This is a genomic window from Streptomyces sp. ATexAB-D23 (genome assembly GCF_000373645.1).
GTDB classification, from domain to species: Bacteria; Actinomycetota; Actinomycetes; order Streptomycetales; family Streptomycetaceae; genus Streptomyces; species Streptomyces castrisilvae.
The window spans coordinates 475,847-493,194 of the sequence record NZ_KB892024.1; the positions used below are offsets into that span (position 1 = coordinate 475,847).

The window sequence follows — 17,348 nt, forward strand, 5'->3', positions numbered from 1 at the left end:
TCCCTTGCCGTGGCTGGACCGCATTGAGGCGGTCGAAATTGCGAATCACGGAGTTACGGGCGCGTGCCGAGACTCCGGAAGGTTTCGCATTTCGCATGTCAATTTCCAGTTCTGACCACACCGTCATGCCCGAGCACGTCGAGAACGACGAGCTCACCGAGGTCACCGCGGTCGCGGAGGCCGTCGTCGAGTCCGCCGCGTCCGAGGCCGAGGTCGCGGACGCCGAGCCGACCATCACCTTCGCCGACCTGGGCCTGCCCGAGGGCATCGTCCGCAAGCTCGCGCAGAACGGTGTGACCGCGCCCTTCCCGATCCAGGCGGCGACCATCCCGGACGCCCTGGCCGGCAAGGACATCCTCGGCCGTGGCCGTACCGGCTCCGGCAAGACCCTCTCCTTCGGTCTGCCGACCCTGTCCGCCCTGGCCGGCGGGCACACCGAGAAGAAGAAGCCCCGCGCGATCATCCTCACCCCGACCCGCGAGCTCGCGATGCAGGTCGCGGACGCGCTCCAGCCGTACGGCGACGTGCTCGGCCTGAAGATGAAGGTCGTCTGCGGCGGTACGTCGATGGGCAACCAGATCTACGCGCTGGAGCGCGGCGTCGACGTCCTCGTCGCCACCCCGGGCCGGCTGCGCGACATCATCAACCGGGGCGCCTGCTCCCTTTCGAGCGTCCAGGTCGCCGTCCTCGACGAGGCCGACCAGATGTCCGACCTGGGCTTCCTGCCCGAGGTCACCGAGCTGCTGGACCAGATCCCCGGCGGTGGCCAGCGCATGCTCTTCTCCGCCACCATGGAGAACGAGATCGGCACCCTGGTCAAGCGCTACCTGAGCAACCCGGTCACCCACGAGGTCGACTCCGCCCAGGGCAACGTCTCGACCATGTCCCACCACGTCCTCGTCGTGAAGCCGAAGGACAAGGCGCCGGTCACCTCCGCCATCGCCGCCCGCAAGGGCCGCACCATCATCTTCGTCCGCACCCAGCTGGGCGCCGACCGCATCGCCGAGCAGCTCGTCGACGCGGGCGTCAAGGCGGACGCGCTGCACGGCGGCATGACCCAGGGCGCGCGCACCCGCGTCCTGGAGGACTTCAAGAAGGGCTACGTCAACGCGCTCGTCGCGACCGACGTCGCCGCGCGCGGCATCCACGTCGACGGCATCGACCTGGTCCTGAACGTGGACCCGGCCGGTGACCACAAGGACTACCTGCACCGCTCGGGCCGTACCGCCCGTGCCGGCAAGTCCGGGGTCGTCGTCTCGCTGGCCCTGCCGCACCAGCGTCGCCAGATCTTCCGCCTGATGGAGGACGCGGGCGTCGACGCCTCGCGCCACATCGTCCAGGGCGCGGGCGTCTTCGAGCCGGAGGTCGCCGAGATCACCGGCGCCCGCTCGCTCACCGAGGTCCAGGCCGACTCCGCGAACAACGCCGCCAAGCAGGCCGAGCGCGAGGCCGCCGAGCTGAGCAAGCAGCTGGAGCGCGTCCAGCGCCGTGCGGTGGAGCTCCGCGAGGAGGCCGGCCGTCTGGTCGCCCGCGCGGCGCGCGAGCGGGGCGACGACCCCGAGGCCGCCGTGGCCGAGGTCACCGCCGAGGCGGAGGCCGCCCTCGCGGCCGCCGCCGTGCCGGAGCAGCCGGCCGCGCGCGAGGAACGCCGCGACGAGCGGGGCAACTACGAGCGCCGCGACAACCGCGGTGGCTACCGGGGCAACGACCGCCGCGACGACCGTGTCGGCGAGCGCTCCGGCCGCCCCGCCGGCCAGAGCGGCTACCGGGGCAGCAGCGACCGCCCCTCGTTCCGCAGCAGCAACGACCGTCGTGACGACCGTCCCTCGGGCGGCTTCCGCTCGGGTGGTGGCGACCGTCGCGACGACCGTGGTGGCCGTTCCTTCGAGCGCCGCGACGAGCGTCCCTCGTTCAACCGTGACCGTCGTGACGACCGTCCCTCGGGCGGCTTCCGCTCGGGTGGCGGTGACCGTCGCGACGACCGTGGTGGCCGTTCCTTCGAGCGCCGCGACGAGCGTCCCTCGTTCAACCGTGACCGTCGTGACGACCGTCCCTCGGGCGGCTTCCGCTCCGGCGGCGGCGACCGTCCGTTCAACCGTGACCGTCGTGACGACCGTCCCTCGGGCGGCTTCCGCTCCGGCGGCGGCGACCGCCCGACCGGCCGCCGCGACGACCACCGCTCGACCGGCACGAGCACCGGCTCCTTCGGCCGCCGCGACGACAAGCCGCGCTGGAAGCGCAACGGCTGAGAGAGCGCTGAAGACCTGCTGAAGGTCTGTTGGGAGCGGGCCCGTCCTCCATGGACGGGCCCGCTTTCGCATGGGCCGGAAGAGGCCCGCCGACCTGCCTGGCCCGGCCCCTTTGAACGAGTTCGAAATGGGCGTTGGCGTGTCCGCGACTGCTGTTATGGTCACCGCATCTGCGCGGGGGTGGGTGCACGCGGCAACTGCCGCACCGCGAAGGCCGGATGTGTTCTCCGCCTGCCTCTCCCCGCGCCTTGTTCCTGGGGAGGGACCTTCAACGTGACCCGCTCTTCCAACGGGTGGAGACACCGGCGCGCCTCCGCGCGCATCGCTCTTATGGTCACCTTGGCGATGACCGCCGGGGCGAGTGCGATGGCCACGGGTACGGCCGTCGCCGATACGGCCGCCGAGACCGTGATCGTGAAGCCGGGCGCCCGCTTCGTACCCCGCGCCACGAGTGTGCTGAACGCCGGTGACACGGGCTTCCTGACGGCGCGTGAGGGCGACGACCGCCTCCGCTGGACCGACTACGCGTCCGGTACGGAGACCGTGCTGCCCGACCGGCTTCCGAAGGCGCCGGAGTACGACCCCGAGGCGGTCCGCCCCCGTGGCGACTGGCCCACCGGATTCGGGCACGGCTCCGACACCGTGGCGGTCTACGCGGAGAGCCCGAGTCCGCATGTGACGCTGCGACAGGGCGCGGGCGGCGGACCGGTCACGAGCATCGCGATCCCGGAGGGCCGGACGTATGTGGGGACATACGGCACGACCGTCGTCACCCGCACCGGCACCGAGAGCACGGTGGCCGGCCTCCACCTGCTGCGGACCGCGAACGGCGAGGTCGAGGACCAGCGGCTGGAAGGGCTTCCCGAGGGGTGGAACCTGTCGGTCTCCGACGGGGACGCCCGCTCGGTCGTGATCCGGGGAATCTCCTGGGAGGGCACCACCATGGCCCAGGGCTGGTGGCTAGTCGACCTGGCGAGCGGGACGCTCCAGGCCCTGGACGAGCATGCCTCGGACGTCACTCTGGGCACGGACACCCTGCTGCAAGTGGGCTCCTACGCCGCCGAGTTGTTCGACCGTGAGGATCTGTCGGCCGAACCCCGGTCGTTCGACCTGCGGCGCTACGAGCACGACACGACCTTCAGGATGCTCGGGAACTCGCTCGTCGGGGTCGCGCCCGTCAGCACCGGCAACAACGAGTACCGCGGCGACAATCTGGTGCGCATCTCCGACGACGGCAGGACCACCGGGGACCTGCTGGCCGTCGCCCACCCCGACCTGGCCCGGACACCGGACGGCTCCCTCCTGGTCGCGGGCGCCGAGACCCGGACCGCCGAGGGCCCTCTCGACTGGGGCTACTACCGGTTCACGGAAGCCGCCGACGGGACCGTGAAGCGCACGCGCGTCGCGGACATCGAGGACATGCCAGCCCGGCCCGCGGGCATCGCCCTGGGCAGCGGCATCCTCACCACGGCGGACGACTCCCGCCTGTTCCAGCCGGCCACGTACATCGGCGCGTACCGGAGCACCTGGCTCAAGACGTCCGGCCGCCCGGACGAGGTCCGTACGACCGTGGACGGCCTCACCAGCGGGCGGGACGCGGACTGTGGCTGGGGCGGCGACGAGCCGTACTGCGTGACCTTGCTCGCGAGCGGTGACGGGCTCCACGGCCGCAGGGAGGGCACCGAACGCGGTCAGACGATGCTCTTCCGCAACGGCGCCGAGGACTGGGGCCCGCAGCTCACCACGGGCCTGATGACTCCCCGGCTCGTCGACCTCTCCGGCCGGTTCGGTGTGGTGAACGAGGCGTCGGGCGCCGGTCAGAAGGTCGTCGAGTTCCAGGGGAGCACCGACTCGGGCAAGGTGCTGGAGACCCGGTCGCAAACGGTCGCGGCGCTGTGGGGCAACATGCTGTGGAGCAATCTCCCCGGCTCGCCCACCGTCGCGTCGAAGACCCTGACGACCGGCGCGGCCGGCGCCTCGTTCACCACACCCAACCAGTGCGTCCCCACCGAGTTGCAGGCCGTGGGCCGCTGGGTGCACTGGCTGTGCCGGGACGGGGGCTGGGTCAAGGGCGCGGGCGTCTACGACCGGCAGACCGGCCGCTTCGTGACCGCACCCGACGACGACACCCTCCTCGCCGACGGCTACTTCGTCACTCACGAGGAGGGCGGCGGACTCACCCTCTTCGACCTGCACAACGGCCTGCCGGCGGGCGGGACGTACGCCGATCTGCCGCAGCGGACACTGGTGGACGCGGCGGACCTGGGCCGGAGCACCGTGCGCCGCTCCGGCTGGACCGTGGACCGCTTCGGCGGTCACGTCGCGTACACCGGGGACGACCGGCGGGTGCGCATCGTCCCCACGGGCGTCCCGGCCCCGGCCCTGACCGTCATCGACACCGAGGCACCGGGCGGCTCGCTCGACCTACGGGCGTCCGCCCCGCACTGGCAGGGCTCCTGGTGGCTGTCCAAGCCCGCCGCCTCCTGGCAGCTGACGCTGAGGAACACGGCGTCGGGCGCCGCGGTGCGTACCCTCTCCGGCGGTGAGGCGCGTGGTCTGGTGACGGCCTCGTGGGACGGCAGGACCGCCGCCGGCGCGTACGCCCCCAACGGGGCCTACACCTGGACGCTCACCGCCGCGCCCGCCGACGGCGTGGGCGCCGCCCTGACCACCTCGGGGACGGTCGAGCTGACCGGTGGGGCGGCCGTGGCGCGGGACTTCGTCGGGAACGACGGGTTCGGCGACCTCCTCGCCTTCACCTCGGCCGGCACCGCCGACTGGCGTGCGGGTACGGGCACCGGGACCGGGCGGGTCGAGGACAAGGTGTCGGCCACCGGCTGGACGGGCGACGACACCGTGACCGCCGCCGTGCCGTTCGAGGACATCAACGGCGACCGCTGCAACGACGTGCTGGTCCGTACGAAGGCCGGCGAGCTGCGCGCGTACAAGCCGGCCTGCGGCGCCGCGTTCAAGCCCTCCACGCCGTACACGAGGATCGGCGCCGGCTGGAACATGTTCGACGCCCTGACCTCGCCCGGCGACATGACGGGTGACGGCCACGCGGACCTGCTCGGCCGGACGCCCGAGGGCGACCTCTATTTCTACCGCGGCAGGGGCAACGGCCTGTTCGAGCCCCGGGTGAAGATCGGCTACAGCTGGCACGGCTACCTCCTCGCCGGCATGGGCGACCTCGACGGCGACGGCAACGGCGACCTGCTGGCCCGGGACCGCTCGGGACTGGTCTGGCGCTACCCGTCCACCGGCAACGGCACGCTCGGCACCCGCGTCCAGGTCGGTTACGGCTGGACCATGTACGACACGATGGTCGGCTCCGGCGACCTGAACGGCGACGGCAGGGCGGACCTGCTCGCGCGGGACGCGTCCGGGGTGCTGTGGAGCTACCGGGGCGACGGCAAGGGCGCCCTGGCCGCGCGGGTGAAGGTCGGCGGCAGCTGGCAGATGTACCAGCACCTCTTCTGAGCCCCCCGAGCCCGCCCCCACCCCGATGACGGGGCCGCGCAACTGATACCCGATCGGCTGCGCGGCCGGGGCGGGCTATGCTCGTGGGTGATTCGCCGAGGGCCGTTAGCTCAATTGGTCAGAGCAGCGGACTTTTAATCCGTTGGTTGTGGGTTCGAGTCCCACACGGCCTACCTCGTGGCCCCGGACCGGCACACCGCCGGTCCGGGGCCGCCGTGCGTTCCTGTACGGGTGGACTGTCGGTGTCCTCCGCTACCGTTGACGGGCAACACGGCGTGGAGGGGGCCGCATTGACTCGGGTCACGACGGTCGGCGGGGGGATCGCGGGTCTGGCCGCCGCGCTGTTCCTGGCGCGCAGGGGGCACACGGTCACGGTGCTGGAGCGCGATCCGTACCGGCCCGGGTCCGATCTCGACGCGGACTTCTCCGCCTGGCGGCGGCCGGGCGTGCCCCAGGCCGTCCAGCCGCACGGGCTCCTGGCGCCGGTGCGCACCGTGCTGCGCGCACAGGCCCCGGACGTGTACGAGGCGATGCTGCGGCGGGGCGCCCGTGAGCGCAACGAGATGGAGTGGTTCGCCGAACCCGTGCCCGCCCGGCCGGGGGACGAGGACCTGGTCACCGTGCAGGCGCGGCGCATCGTGCTGGAGGCCGCACTGCACGATGCCGCGCACCGCGAGCCCAACGTCGACGTGCGGCTCGGGGAGCCCGCCGAAGGGCTCCTCGTCGAGCGGGGCGGTGCTGTTCCCCGGGTGACGGGGGTCCGGACGGCGGCCGGGCGGTACGACGCCGATCTGGTGCTGGACGCCGGCGGGCGGCGCTCCCCGGTGCCCGGCTGGCTGGCCGGTGCGGGCTGCCGGGACGTGGCCGTGGAGAACCACCGCATCGGCATCGCGTACTTCAGCCGCTGGTACCGGCTGCCGCCGGACGGGCCGAGGGATCCGGGGCGGGTCAGGGCGGGTTCGGTGGCGGCGTTCGCGGTCGGCGGGGTCTTCCCCTCCGACAACGGAATATTCGCCGTGCTCCTGACCGTGTCCACCGCCGACCCCACACGCGGCGCGCTCATGGACCCCGAGGTGTTCGAACGGGCGGCCCGGACGTTCCCCGCCGTCGCGGCCTGGCTGGCGCTGGGCCCGGAGCCGGTGTCCGGGGTCCTCGCGATGGGCGGCCTCGACAACCGCTGGACCGCGTTGGCCGACGCGGAAGGGCCGGTCGTCACCGGCCTGGTCGGCGTCGGGGACGCGACGACGCACACCAATCCGACGCTGGGCCAGGGGGTGTCCCTGGCCCTGTGGGCGGCCCAGTGGGTGGCGGGCAACGCGGGCGTCGCGGCGGACGACCCGGCGTCGTTCGCGGACGCCTACCACCGCTGGGCCGGGCGCCGGCTGCGCCCGTGGTTCGACGTCCAGGTCGCGACGGACCGGGCCAACGCGGCCCGGCTGAAGAACCTCGGGCGGGAACCGGACCGGACACCGACGGGCGGGGCCGGGGGAGCGGCGGACCGGGAGGGCGGCCGGGAAAGTGCCCGGGAGAAGGCCGCCCTGTCCGCGTGTTCCTGGGAGGACCCGGTCGTGATGCGGGCCCGCGCCCGTGTCCGCCATCTCGTCGAGACCGCCGACCGGGCCTACGGCACCGAGGAGGTGCGGGCCCGGCTGGCGGTCTGGCTGGCGGACCACCCGGACTTCACGCCCGGGACCGACGGCCCCGGGCGTGACGAGTGGGAGTCGGCCGTGCGCGCCGTGCGGCGGCCCGGCGTCAGACCAGGATCCTCGACTTCGCCCGCTGGTACTCCTCCTCCGTGAGCGCGCCCTTGTCCTTGAGGTCGGAGAGCCTCGACAGGTCCTCGACGTGGCTGCCCCCGCGGGTGCCGTCCTGACCGTCGCGGCCGTCCGTGCCGGCCGCCTCTCTCACATACGCCTTGAAGGCGGCCTCGCGCTCCTTGGCCTCCCGGGCGTCGCGCTTGCTCATGGACTTGCCGCGGGCGACCACGTAGATGAGAACGCCCAGGTAGGGCAGGACCAGCACCAGGATCAGCCAGCCGGCCTTGGCCAGGCCACCGAGGTCGTGGCTGCGGAAGACGTCCATGATGACCCGGAAGAGCAGGAAGAGCCACATGATCCAGAGGAAGAACCAGAGCATCGTCCAGAACAGGTTGAGCAGCGGATAGTCGTCCATCGTCCACTCCCGGAGCCGTGCTGAATGGCTGAATCTGAAACCAGTCATATCACCACATTCACCCCATTGCTCGTTGGTGTGGGGCGAGGGGGGCCGCGCATCCGCCGGGGTGGGGCCGCTCGGTGGTCATCAAGGCCGTGAACATGCCGTAGAGTTGTATTCAACGACGCGGGGTGGAGCAGCTCGGTAGCTCGCTGGGCTCATAACCCAGAGGTCGCAGGTTCAAATCCTGTCCCCGCTACTGAAGGATCAGGCCCGGCACGCATGAAGCGTGCCGGGCCTGATGCGTTTCCCGGGGGCCCTCAGCCCTCTCGCTAGCCCCATCGGCCGACGAGGAGTCGCCGTGCGGCCGGGATGAGGTGAGTCTGGGGAGTGGTGCGCGGTACCGTCCGCGGCCGTGGTGGCGCCGGGCAGGAGACCGCAGGTGGGGAAGTGGCAGCGACGGTGGCGGGGGCGCGGTGGCGTGCCGAACCGCCGGCTCGTCCGGACTCTGCCCGCCGCGATGATCCTCGTGGGGGTGGTGTTCGACTTCTTCACCCCGGCCGCCTTCACGGCCGTCCCGATGTTCGCGGCCGCCCCGCTGCTCGCCGCCCCCTTCTTCAGTCTGGGCGCGACCATCCGGATCGGGATCGCCTCGATGGTCGCCATAGTGGGCATGCGGCTGTACAGGGGGGCGCTGCCGGGTGTGGTCCCGTTCATCGAACTGCTCACCGTCTTCACGGTCTTCGTCCAGGCGTGCGTGATCAACCGGGTCGTCCAGCGGAGCAATGAGCGGCTGGCCTCGGCCCGGGTCATCGCGGAGACCGCCATGCGGGCCGTGCTGCCGACGCCGGCCGAGCGGATCGGCGGGTTGCACGTGGCCGCGCGGTACGAGGCGGCGCAGGCGGACGAGTTCGTCGGGGGCGACCTGTTCTCGGCGACCGACACCCCGTACGGCGTGCGGCTGGTGCTCGGGGACGTGCGGGGGAAGGGGCTGGACGCGGTGGCCGCGGTAGCGGTGGTCATCGGGGCGTTCCGGGAGGCGGCCGAGCAGGAGAAGTCGCTGGAGGGGGTGGCGCGGCGGCTGGAGCGCGCACTGGAGCGGGAGTCGACCCGGGACGGCGGCTTCGACGCGTTCGAGGAGTTCGTCACCGCCGTGGTCGCGGAGATTCCGCCGGGTGCGCAACGGGTGCGGATCGTGAACCGGGGCCACCCCGACCCGCTGCTGCTGAGTCAGGACGGGGCGGTGGAGACGCTGACGCCTTCGGAGCCCGCGCTGCCGCTGGGCATGGATCTGGTCGTGCGGCCGGACCGGGCGGACGAGTGGGAGCTGCCGGCCGGGGGGACGCTCCTGTTCTACACGGACGGGCTGTCCGAGGCTCGCGACGCCGAGGGCGTCTTCTACGACCCGGTGGAGCGGCTGCGCGGACGGCTCTTCCCCGAGCCCGAGGAACTGCTCTCCGCGCTCAGCGACGACGTACGGCTGCATACGGGGGGCAAGGCGACCGACGACATGGCGCTGCTCGCGGTCCTGCGGCCGGCGAAGGGGCAGCCCGACCGGCGCAGGACGGTCAAGATCATCAAACGGGATGCCACCCTCCGTGACTGAAGGGCGCCGCTCCGCATAACATTTGACACACCGTCAGAAACTGGGCAGGGCCCGGATGGCTGGCAGCTCGCCCGCTTCCACCCGCTTGTGTCCCGTAAAGTCCAGGCCAAAGACGTGAACGATCAGCGGGAACGGCTTGGAATCGGGCCCGCCTGTCTATTAACGTTCGATAACGCAGCGCGGTTGTCCCAGCCGCCGTCAGTGGCGGCACCGTGCGCGAGCGCCGAATTCCGCAAGGGAACCGGGGAACCACCTACATGGGGTGAATCGGGCATCTCTGTCTTCGCAAGAGGCGGAGGAACCCGTAGGAGACCTTCCTGCTCCGAACCCGTCAGCTAACCCGGTAGGCGAGAAGGAAGGAAAGGAGTGCGCCCGCGTGGCGTCCAACAAGCCTGCCCCCGAATCCCCTTCCAGGTTCGTGCCCGAGTACGGCCCCGGCTTCGCCCCGGTCCCCGGCACCGCGTACGTCCCGGAGCAGGGAAGTGGCTACGCGACCGATCCGGGCAACGGCTTCGCCGACGGCGCCGGCCCGGACTTCGGCGCCGGCCCCGACTTCGGCACCGGTTTCCGCACGGACGCGGGTGACGCCGGCTCAGACCGGACCTGGGAGGAATGGAACCCTACCGAGGAGTCCGTCCGCCCCGTCCGAGGCAAGCACCGCGTCGCCAAGCAGCGCAATGGTCTGGCCCGTAGCTCCACCGTCCTCGGCGTCGGTGTCATCGCGGCCGTCGGTGCGGGCGGCATGGCCACCGCACAGAGCAAACCGCCGGTCTCCATCTCTCTTCCCGATTCCATCGCGGACAATCTCCCCGACGCCAAGTCCCTCCCCGGCGTGGGCGCGTTGTTCTCCGGTGAGGCCGAGGCCGACACCCCGGCCACCGCGACCGCCGCCGCCCCGCTGACGACCGCCGGCATCACCACCGCCGAGGCCGAGCAGGGCACCACGGACGCCGGTGAGGCGCTGCGCGCCCGCATCCTCCAGCAGGCCGAGCAGCAGCAGGGCGCCGCCGACGCCGAGGCCAAGGCGGCCGAGGAGAAGGCCGCGGCGGAGAAGGCCGCCGCCGAGGCGAAGAAGCAGCAGGACGAGGCCGAGGCCAAGGCCGCCGCCGAGAAGAAGAAGGCGGAGGAGGAGGCGAAGAAGAAGGCCGAGGCCCTGCGCCTCGCCAAGCTCGCCGCCAGCTACGCCATCCCGACCTCCTCGTACACGATCACCTCGACGTTCGGCGAGGCCGGTTCGATGTGGTCCTCCGGCTACCACACGGGCCTCGACTTCGCGGCGCCGACCGGTACTCCGATCAAGGCCATCCACACCGGCACCATCAAGTCGGCCGGCTGGTCCGGTGCCTACGGCTACCGCACGGTGCTGGAGCTGGACGACGGTACGGAGCTGTGGTTCTGCCACCAGTCCTCGATCGGCGTCACCGTCGGCCAGAAGGTCACCACCGGCGACACCATCGGACGCGTCGGCGCGACCGGCAATGTCACCGGACCGCACCTCCACCTGGAGGTCCACACCCCGGACGGCACCGGCATCGACCCGATGGCCTGGCTCCGCGCCCGCGGCCTGACCGTCTGACACCCCTTTCGCTCCGGCGTGCCCCCTCGCGTTCACACGCGCCCCGGCGCGCCCCCGCACGGCTGCTCCGCGGCCACCGAACCCCGGCAGTCCTGGCGCTCACCCCCCGACGTCAGGGCTGCCGGTCTGCTGTGGTGCGGTGTACGGCGGCTGAGCGTACGGCTGATAGGCGTACGGCTGTTGGCCGTGGGCGCCGGGGCCGTACGGCTGCGCCGGGTGCGCGTAGGGACCGGGGCCGTACGGGCCGGTGGGCCCGCGCGCTCCGTACCACGGGTAAGGGCCCGGCGGCGGGGCGGCGCGGCGGGCGCGCACGCGCTGCGTGACCTGAGCGGCGTAGGCCAGGGCGGGGCCCGCGACATCCCTGCGCTGCCACAGGTGGTGCAGCAGCTCCAGCTCGCGCGCGGCGAAGTCCGGGTCCGCCGTGCCCCGGCGGACCTGCCGGCGCAGGAAGGCCAGGGACGTCGCGAACGCCTCGTACTCGGCGACCGTCCGCGCCGCCGCCCTGCCGCGTTCCCTGGCCGCGGCCGGTGCGGACGAGGCGGCGTGCGCCGGGTGGTGCCCGCCGTACGGGCGGACCGCCACCTCGTACCGTCGCCGCGCGGCGTTCCTCGCCAGGGCGCGGGCCCGCATCGAGGCGAGGGTGAGAGGTTCGGCGGGCGGCAGCCAGCCGGCCTCCGCGTACACCGGGAGTTCGACGGCGAGCGTGCGCAGCTCGTTGCGGCGCGACCGGACGGCCAGCCAGGTCACCAGGCCGAAGACCGGGACCATGAAGAGCCCGTACACGACGTAGAAGCCGTACCGGCCGAAGGTCGGCGAGCCGTTCCACAGGGAGTGCATGCCCATCGCGAGGAGCAGGCCGAGCAGCGGCGCCGCGACGCGCCTGAACCGCCGGTGCGGCGGGCTGCTCGCGGCGATCCCGAGCCCGATGCCGGTCAGCACGGTGAAGAGCGGATGCGCGAACGGCGTCATCACCGCCCGGACGAGGAAGGTCATCACGGTCACCGCCGCGAAGCCGGAGCCCAGTTGCTGGTCCTCGCCGAAGGCGTTGCCCAGATAGAGGATGTTCTCGGTGAAGGCGAACCCCGTCGCGGTGAAGCCGGCGGCGACGACGCCGCTGACGATCCCGGTGAACTGCCGCCCGCGGAAGAGGAAGAGCAGCAGGACGGCCGCCGCCTTGGCGCTCTCCTCGACCACGGGGGCTATGACCGTGGCGCCCAGGGTGTCCGCGTTGCCCGGGTCGGCGGTGGCGATCCACCGGGTCGCGAAGGAGTTGGCGATGATCGCGACGAGCGCCGCCGCGCACGCGCCCCACGCGAAGGCGAACAGCAGGTTGCGCCACGGCCCCGGGTCGACCCGGTCCAGCCAGCGGAAAGCCGTCATCAGCACCGGGACCGGCAGCACCGCCAGGCCCAGACCGACGAGGAACCCCTCGGTCCCCGTCTCGTCGCGCACCAGGGCCAGGATCACCACCCCGCAGAGCGCCAGCAGCGTGAAGACGGCGACCACGCGGAACGTACGGCTCCGCCACACCAGGCCGGCGCGGCGCGGCCGGTAACGCCACTGGCTCCGCTCCGGAACGGCCGCCAGGATCTCGCCGACCCGCTGCTCCCTGAGCACCGGGACGGCCGGCTGCTCCTGCCGTTGTCGCTGAACAGACCCGTCGGACACCCCATGACCCTAACGAGCGGCACTGACAACGGCCATGGCACGGGGCGTGGACCCCGAGGGGAGAGCCGGGCCGGTCAGCGGCGGGCGAAGAGCAGGTCGTGCACCACATGGCCCTTGTCCAGGCCCTGCCCCTCGAAGCGGGTCAGCGGCCGGAACGCGGGGCGCGGGGCGTAACCGCCGTCGGCCGCCGTGTTCTCGAAGCGGGGGTGCGCGGTCAGCACATCGAGCATCTGCTCGGCGTACGGCTCCCAGTCGGTCGCGCAGTGCACGATCGCCCCGGGCTTCAGCCGTCCCGCCACCAGGTCCAGGAACTCCGGCTGGATCAGCCGCCGCTTGTGGTGGCGGGTCTTGGGCCACGGGTCGGGGAAGTACACCCGCAGCCCGTCGAGCGAGTCCGGCTCCAGCATTTCGCGGAGCAGGATGATCGCGTCCCCGTTGGCGACCCGGATGTTGGACGACCCGTTCCGGTCGGCGAGACCGAGCAGGTTGCCCTGGCCGGGCGTGTGGACGTCGACGGCGAGGATGCCGGTGGCCGGGTCGTCGGCCGCCATCTGCGCGGTGGCCTCACCCATGCCGAAGCCGATCTCCAGGACCACCGGGAGCCCGTCGAACATCGCGGGCAGGTCGAGGACGCGCAGTCCGTCGATGTCCAGGCCCCACTTGGGCCAGAGCCGCTCCAGGGCGTCCTGCTGGCCGGGCGTGACCCGGCTGCGGCGCGGCTGGAAGCTGCGGATGCGGCGCTCGTGGTGCGAGCCGGCCGGGTCGGCGGCGGGGCCGCCGGGGAAGCGGGGCTCCTGGCGCAGCCGGCGCGCGCGGTCCAGCGACGCGGCACGCAGATCGTCCGGGATTCCGGCGGTGGAGGACACGGCGCCGTCCGGCGCGGCGGCCTCGCCGGGCGTCGGGCGGGAGGGGTTCAAGGGCTCAGACACAATGCCCTGATTCTACGGGGCCGCCCGCGCACGGGTCACTCGGCGAAGGCGCGCACGGGCCGCCCGGCGTCCGCACGCGACAGGCGCCCGACGGGCCACGGGGGTCACTCGACGGACTCCAGGGTGGGCGGCTTCCACCCGGCCGCCCGAGCTCGGAGCAGCGCCCGGCGGGCCACCTCCCGGCCGATGGGCAGGGACGCGGTGGCGGCGGGCGACGGGGCGTTCAGCACGTGCACGGTGTGCGGGGCCTCGCGGATCAGGAAGTCGTCCACCAGGGTGCCGTCCCGCAGCACCGCCTGGGCCCGGACACCGGCCGGCGAGGGGCGCAGGTCATCCTCCGTGACGTCGGGCAGGAGCCGCCGCACGGCCCGGGTGAACGCTCCCTTCGACAGCGAGCGGTGCACCTCGCCCGCCCCGTACCGCCAGTGTCTTCGGGCGATCCGCCAGGAGCCCGGCCAGGCCAGCGTGTCCAGCAGCTCCCGGGGGCGGACGACCGGCCAGCCGTACCCCTCGCGGGCCGCCGCCGGGACCGCGTTGGGGCCGACGTGGACGGAGCCGTCGTGGCCGCGGGTCAGGTGCACGCCGAGGAAGGGGAACGCCGGGTCGGGCACCGGATAGACCAGAGCGCGCACCAGCTCGGGCCGGGCCAGCTCGTAGTACTCCCCCCGGAACGGCACGATCCGCATGCCCGGGTCGTCACCGGCCAGCCGCGCGACGCGGTCGCAGTGCAGTCCCGCGCAGTTGACCAGCACCCGGGCCCGCACCACCAGACCGTCGGCCGTGCGCACGGCCACGCCCCAGGGGCGCCGGTCTATCGCGGTGACCTCGGCGCCGAACCGGATCAGGCCGCCCGCGCCGCGCACCTCGTCGGCGAGGCGCCCGGCGACCGCCCGGAAGTCGCACACCCCGGTCGTGCCCACCCGGATCGCGGCCAGGCCCCGCACCCTCGGCTCGTACTCGGCGATCTGCGCGGGCCCCAGCTCGCGCACCGGCAGCCCGTGCTCGCGGCCGCGCTGGACCAGGGCGTGCAGCCGGGGCAGCTCGGCGCGGTCCGTCGCGACGATCAGCTTTCCGGTCACGGCGTGCGCGATTCCGTGATCCCGGCAGAAGTCGACCATCTCCGCGGCGCCGCGGAGCGCGTACCGGGCCTTGAGGGAGCCGGGCGGGTAGTAGATCCCGCTGTGGATCACTCCGCTGTTGCGTCCGGTCTGGTGGCGCGCCGGAGCACGCTCCTTCTCCAGCACGGTCACCCGCGTGCCCGGTGCGGTCCGCGTGAGCGCGTACGCGGCCGACAGGCCGACGATCCCGCCGCCGATCACCAGCACATCGCAGTCGTACGCCGCGTGCGTCATCATCACGCCACCTCCCACCCCGATAGTGCACTGACCCACTGACAACGCACTCAAACCAGTGCGGGCGAGCGTGGCGCTTCTTCCCGGGGCGGGCGGCCCGGGGCCCGTCCGCCCCGACCCGCCGGAGGGGTCCTACGCGGGGGCGACCAGCAGGGGGCGGGCGCGTTCGCGCAGCTCGGCGACGCGCGGCTCGTCTCCGTAGGGCTCCAGCCGGTGCAGCAGGTCGCGCACGTACTCGGTGGTCCGCGCCGAGGAGATGCGGCCGGCCACCTCCACGGCCCGGGTGCCCGCCGCGCAGGCCGCGTCCAGATTGCCCGACTCCAGCTCGGCGACCGCCGACACCACGAGCCGCAGCCCGTGCGAGCGGACGAATTCCTCGGTGGGCCGGGACAGCGCCTGCTCGGTGAAGCGCCGCACCTGGCGGGGCGCCTTCAGGTCGAGGTGGCACTCCGCGGCGTCGGCCGCGAATCTGTCGTACGAGTAGAAGCCCAGCCAGGCGGGGTCGGCGTCGCCGTCCCGGGAACGCTCCAGCCAGCTCTCGGACGCCTTGAGCGCGGCCCCCGCGGCCGGCGCGTCATTGGCCTTCGCGTGGGCGCGGGCCTCGACCAGACGGAAGAAGCTCATCGTGCGGGCCGTCGCGAGACCGCGGTTGCGCTCGACGGCGGCCTGCGCGAGGTCGACGCCCTCGTCGGCGAAGCCGCGGTAGGTCGCCTGGAGCGACATCGACGCCAGCACGTAACCGCCGAGCGGCACATCGGCCGCCGCCCGCGCCAGGCGCAGCGCCTGGATGTAGTAGCGCTGGGCCGCCTCCTGCTGGCCGGTGTCGAAGGCCATCCAGCCGGCCAGCCGGGTCAGCTCGGCCGCCGCGCCGAACAGTGCCCGGCCGACCTCGTCGCTGTACGAACCGAGCAGCAGCGGCGCCGCGTCGACGCGTAAGCACTCCGGAACCATCGAGGAACGCCAGTCCCCGCCGCCGTACTTGGAGTCCCAGCGGCGCGCGTCCTGGGCCGCCTCGCGCAGCTTGGACACATCGCTGTGGCCGACGCGCAGCGAGGAGGCGTCGGGCCCCGACTCGGGACCGGGCTGGGCCGGGATCACCAGACTGTGCCCGGGGGCCGGGAGCGCGCCGCCGCCCTGGGCGGGCGGGGCGAGTGCCGTGCCGGGAAGCCCCTGGGCCCCGGCCGTCGCCGATGCGCTGTGCGCCCCCGATGCGCCCTGTGCGCCCTGGGTGCCGGGCGGCGGGGCCGCGACGGCTGCCGAGGTACGGGCCACCGACGCGTCGGCGGGGGATATCAGCCAGCGGGACGCGGGGGTGGCGTACGCGCTCACGGAGAAGGAGCCCGCAAGCGACTGCCAGATCCCGCCGCTGCCGGCCCGCCGCCCGGCCAGATCCAGCCGGTACAACTCCGTGGCCGACCGCACCGCCTCGCCCACGTTGCGTGGGAAGGCCAGCCCGACCTCCGGCGCCGGATCGGCGTCGGCGAGCCCGATCTCGTGCAGCGGAACGGGCCGGCCGAGCTTGGCACCGATCGCCGCGGCGATGAGATGGGGCGCGGCGCCCTGCGGCACCATGCCCTTGGAGACCCACCGGGCGACCGACGTCTTGTCGTACCGGAGGGTCAGACCGCGCTGCGCCCCGAGGTCGTTGACCCGCCGGGCGAGCCCGGCGTTACTGATTCCCGCGAGGGCGAGAACGGTGCCGAGCTTCTCGTTCGGTCCGCGTTGCTCCCTGGACATGGGCCACCCCTCGACACACAGACGGCAGCCGCGTCACCGTCACGGCGCGCGGCATTCGTACCGTGTTCTCCCCAGGGACGAACCCCGTCACTCCGCCCGCACACGCATTTGGCCGTGCCCCGGGGAATATGCCGCCCTGCTGAGAACATCAGTCAACCCAGCGTAGTTCGTCGCATCCCTACCGTTAAGGGCCGGACGTCCGTATGGCGGGATTGTTGTCCGTCCCGGCCGCTCGCGGGGAGTCGTGTGGCGGATGAGAACGATAGCGGTCCACGGGACGGCAGGGGCGAACGCAAGACGGAGGAAGGGAGGAGGGAGGGCGGGGGAAGTGCGGGGGAGGGGCGGAGGGTGCGTGGAGGCTTCCGGGGCGGGGCGCCGGCCCGGCCCCCGCGGCAGCCGATGGAGTGCGCGGGGCCCGCGGCGGCCGCCCCGTACGTGGAGTCCGGCGCGGAACCGCCCGCCGACCAGCGCGGACGGGCGCCGGGGGGCGTACGGGCGGGCCGTGTTCCCGGTGGCCCCGGCGGCTTTCCCGAGGCCGGTTCCGGGGTGCTCGCGCGTGCACCCCGGTGTGTGGCCGTGCGCCCGTACGTGCGCTCT

Annotated in this window: 10 protein-coding genes, 2 tRNA genes and 1 riboswitch; of the genes, 7 read left to right on the plus strand and 5 right to left on the minus strand. The window is 73.1% G+C overall.

Going from position 1 to position 17,348, the window contains the following annotated elements; translation table 11 throughout:
- Window positions 1–125 precede the first annotated feature (125 nt).
- From B082_RS0122890 to B082_RS0122905, 4 genes are all read left to right on the plus strand, one after another.
- Window positions 126–2,249: a DEAD/DEAH box helicase gene (locus B082_RS0122890; protein WP_018554132.1), complete on the plus strand. Its 2,124-nt coding sequence runs from the start codon at window positions 126–128 to the stop codon at window positions 2,247–2,249.
- A 366-nt stretch (window positions 2,250–2,615) separates the two neighbouring features.
- Window positions 2,616–5,729 (plus strand): FG-GAP-like repeat-containing protein, encoded by a 3,114-nt coding sequence (locus B082_RS0122895; protein ID WP_234018207.1) that lies wholly within the window; start codon window positions 2,616–2,618, stop codon window positions 5,727–5,729.
- A gap of 99 nt (window positions 5,730–5,828) precedes the next feature.
- Window positions 5,829–5,902 (plus strand) — tRNA-Lys (locus tag B082_RS0122900).
- A gap of 117 nt (window positions 5,903–6,019) precedes the next feature.
- Window positions 6,020–7,528: an NAD(P)/FAD-dependent oxidoreductase gene (locus tag B082_RS0122905; protein ID WP_018554134.1), complete on the plus strand. Its 1,509-nt coding sequence runs from the start codon at window positions 6,020–6,022 to the stop codon at window positions 7,526–7,528.
- Here the strand turns inward: B082_RS0122905 and B082_RS0122910 are convergent.
- Window positions 7,482–7,901, minus strand: coding sequence for an SHOCT domain-containing protein (locus tag B082_RS0122910; RefSeq protein WP_018554135.1), 420 nt, complete (start codon window positions 7,899–7,901; stop codon window positions 7,482–7,484). The two genes, B082_RS0122905 and B082_RS0122910, sit on opposite strands and share 47 nt — an antisense overlap.
- Before the next feature lie 167 nt (window positions 7,902–8,068).
- Between B082_RS0122910 and B082_RS0122915 the strand changes: the two genes are divergently transcribed.
- From B082_RS0122915 to B082_RS0122925, 3 genes are all read left to right on the plus strand, one after another.
- Window positions 8,069–8,142: transfer RNA gene (locus B082_RS0122915), tRNA-Met, on the plus strand.
- A 222-nt stretch (window positions 8,143–8,364) separates the two neighbouring features.
- Window positions 8,365–9,489 (plus strand): SpoIIE family protein phosphatase, encoded by a 1,125-nt coding sequence (locus B082_RS0122920; protein ID WP_018554136.1) that lies wholly within the window; start codon window positions 8,365–8,367, stop codon window positions 9,487–9,489.
- A 211-nt stretch (window positions 9,490–9,700) separates the two neighbouring features.
- A riboswitch (cyclic di-AMP (ydaO/yuaA leader) is annotated at window positions 9,701–9,854 on the plus strand.
- Window positions 9,855–9,865: 11 nt separating this feature from the next.
- Entirely contained in the window at window positions 9,866–11,065 is a 1,200-nt protein-coding gene (locus tag B082_RS0122925) for a M23 family metallopeptidase (protein ID WP_018554137.1), read from the plus strand.
- 99 nt (window positions 11,066–11,164) lie between these two features.
- On the opposite strand, the gene B082_RS0122930 is transcribed toward B082_RS0122925, so the two are convergent.
- The 4 genes from B082_RS0122930 to B082_RS0122945 form a co-directional block, all read right to left on the minus strand.
- Entirely contained in the window at window positions 11,165–12,733 is a 1,569-nt protein-coding gene (locus B082_RS0122930) for a PrsW family intramembrane metalloprotease (RefSeq protein ID WP_037710639.1), read from the minus strand.
- A gap of 74 nt (window positions 12,734–12,807) precedes the next feature.
- Window positions 12,808–13,662, minus strand: a complete 855-nt coding sequence (trmB, locus tag B082_RS0122935) for a tRNA (guanosine(46)-N7)-methyltransferase TrmB (protein WP_037710640.1) — start codon at window positions 13,660–13,662, stop codon at window positions 12,808–12,810.
- A 104-nt stretch (window positions 13,663–13,766) separates the two neighbouring features.
- Window positions 13,767–15,017: an L-2-hydroxyglutarate oxidase gene (gene lhgO / locus B082_RS0122940; protein ID WP_018554140.1), complete on the minus strand. Its 1,251-nt coding sequence runs from the start codon at window positions 15,015–15,017 to the stop codon at window positions 13,767–13,769.
- A gap of 129 nt (window positions 15,018–15,146) precedes the next feature.
- On the minus strand, window positions 15,147–16,751 hold the full coding sequence (locus B082_RS0122945; RefSeq protein ID WP_018554141.1) for a hypothetical protein: 1,605 nt from the start codon (window positions 16,749–16,751) through the stop codon (window positions 15,147–15,149).
- Between the last annotated feature and the right edge of the window lie 597 nt (window positions 16,752–17,348).

Bases quoted from the DNA above. Each gene is read 5' to 3' on its own strand.
- B082_RS0122910 (WP_018554135.1), bottom strand. From the start codon at position 7,901: ATGGACGACTATCCGCTGCTCAACCTGTTCTGGACGATGCTCTGGTTC.
- B082_RS0122945 (WP_018554141.1), bottom strand. From the start codon at position 16,751: ATGTCCAGGGAGCAACGCGGACCGAACGAGAAGCTCGGCACCGTTCTC.
- B082_RS0122890 (WP_018554132.1), top strand. From the start codon at position 126: ATGCCCGAGCACGTCGAGAACGACGAGCTCACCGAGGTCACCGCGGTC.
- lhgO (WP_018554140.1), bottom strand. From the start codon at position 15,017: ATGATGACGCACGCGGCGTACGACTGCGATGTGCTGGTGATCGGCGGC.
- B082_RS0122895 (WP_234018207.1), top strand. From the start codon at position 2,616: ATGGCCACGGGTACGGCCGTCGCCGATACGGCCGCCGAGACCGTGATC.